The sequence below is a fragment of the Bacillus sp. AFS001701 genome (assembly GCF_002559405.1).
Classification (GTDB): domain Bacteria; phylum Bacillota; class Bacilli; order Bacillales; family Bacillaceae_G; genus Gottfriedia.
Genome location: NZ_NTZO01000484.1, coordinates 1 through 2,288 on the forward strand (window position 1 = coordinate 1; position 2,288 = coordinate 2,288).

General features: G+C 38.1%; 2 protein-coding genes. One reads left to right on the forward strand and one right to left on the reverse strand.

Annotation, left to right across the window (positions count from 1 at the left end):
• Positions 1–315: 315 nt before the first annotated feature.
• Complete coding sequence (locus CN514_RS21465; protein ID WP_098234322.1) at positions 316–1,335, reverse strand: NADP-dependent oxidoreductase; 1,020 nt, start codon at positions 1,333–1,335, stop codon at positions 316–318.
• A 466-nt stretch (positions 1,336–1,801) separates the two neighbouring features.
• Here CN514_RS21465 and CN514_RS21470 point away from each other — a divergent pair, with 466 nt between their 5' ends.
• Entirely contained in the window at positions 1,802–2,065 is a 264-nt protein-coding gene (locus CN514_RS21470) for an ArsR/SmtB family transcription factor (RefSeq protein WP_098234323.1), read from the forward strand.
• Positions 2,066–2,288 lie beyond the last annotated feature (223 nt).

Genomic DNA, 2,288 nt, shown 5'->3' on the forward strand with positions numbered 1-2,288 from the left:
TATTTATTCTAATTGAAAAGAGATAATAATAAACCACGATCTAGTCGTTGAATTAATCTATATTTTAATACGTTAGATAAAAGGTACAAGAAAAGTGATTAAAAATAAAATGTGGTAAGTTTAATATTCAAAAAGGGAGCTTCGCATCACGTCGAAGCTCCTTTTTATTGCGATATTTGACAGGGGTAAGACCAAAAAAAAGTACCATTCGTCCAAAAGTGATCATTACTGCGGTGTTCCCGAGCTTACTTCGCTTGAAGATTTTTCATCGGATCGGGAACAACTGCCTAAAGATGCACATTTGCATTAACTCTCTTATTCAGAAACCTTTACCAATAACTTACCTGTATTTCCACCAGTGAATAACTGGAAAAAAGCAGATACTGTATTTTCAAACCCCTCAACAATCGTCTCTTGATATTTGATTTTTCCGGCTGAAACCCATTTAGCCATAATCTCGGCACTTTCTGCAAAACGTGATGCATAGTTACTGAAGACAAATCCCTGCATCAATGAGCTAGTAGTCAATAGTTTAGTTTGCACACGTGGACCAATATCATTCTTAGCTCCATTATAAGTTGCGATTTGACCACAAATTGGAATTCTGGCACCGTGATTAATAAGTTTCATAATCGTGTCTGATACCGTACCACCTACATTGTCGAAATAGACATCAACACCGTTTGGGCATGCAGCCTCAATCTGTTTCTCAAAATCCGGCACCCTATAATTGATTGCGGCCGTGAATCCGAGTTCCTTTGTTAGATACTCACACTTATCATCCGAACCAGCAATCCCTACAGAGCGAGCTCCCTTGATATTTGCAATTTGTCCTACTAACGTACCTACTGCACCCGCTGCACCAGATACGACCACGGTCTCCCCCTCTTTGGGTTTGCCAATGTCAAGCAATCCAAAGTAGGCAGCTTGTCCTGGCATCCCTAGTACACTGAGATACGTTGTAATAGGTGCGATACTTGCATCGATTTTGCGCAAATTGTCAGCGCTCACGACTTCAATTGTTTGCCATCCATAACCGCCGAGTACGATATCACCAACTTCGAACACTGTTGATGCAGTCTCAATTACTCGACCTATAACCCCCCCGAAAATAACACCATCGATTGGATACGGAGCTGAGTACGATTTTCCGGCATTCATTCGTTCACGCATGTATGGATCAACCGAAATGTATAGACTTTGGACAAGCACTTGCTCATTTTTAAGCCCAGGAACTTCTACTTCTTCCATCCGGAAGTTCTCTGCGGTAGCCGTCTCATAAGGTCTGGATGCCAGCACAATTCGTTTCTTGTAGGCTGGGCGTACTAAACTCATTTTCCACCACCTTCTGGGTTCTTTACCCACTTTTTTAGTGCCGCATCGATACATAAATCGATAACAGCATACCACACGTAATGTCAAAATCTCACAATATTTTAAATAAGCTTGTGAATTGAATTTTTCCTATCCACTCCTCATAGGGTACTCAGATTCACCCTCAACCATACGGGTTGCCTTTTGCTTTCAGTTAAAATATGTATTAACTTATAAGTTGGAAAAGTGTATTTAAAAGGGAAAATGGAGTAATCAAAATTGGATTCTGCAAAATTGGGTAAGAAACACGTTAGTTGAAGATCATTGAGTTGCTTCGACAGCACTTTTTCTTATTGAAGTAAATGGCAGTAGAGTTGAATAAGAACATGGATAGGCAATCTCTTGACATATTATCTCAAATTAAATACAATATTTCTAGAAATACTGAAATAAGAAAATAAGAATTACTGAAAGGAGGTTTCTAACGATGAATGATGATATTGCAGTAAAAGTCTATAAGGCACTAGGTGAATCAACTCGATTACAAATCGTAAAATTACTTGCACAGCAATCAGAGTTAGCTTGCCTGGAAATGGCAAATCAATTAAAAGTTCCTGCCAATTCGACATTAACGCATCATTTAAAACCATTGCTTGATTGCGGATTATTAACAGTTCGCAGAGAAGGAACCTTCAGATATTACAGTTTACAACGAGAAGTACTTGCACAACACGCACCCGCTTTACTTTAATGTTAAAGCGGTATAATTTTACATTTTATTTCAGTATTTATAGAAATATCGAATAATAAAAATGAACGGAGGAAAAATATATGAGTCAAATTACTAATGAAACAAATTGTTGGGGTTATTTAAAAAATGGTTTAGAAAGTAAATTGTTTGAACCGATAAAAATCGGAGCCTGGAATTTACGATCACGTATCGCAATGGCACCATTAACAAGATCTTTTGCAGA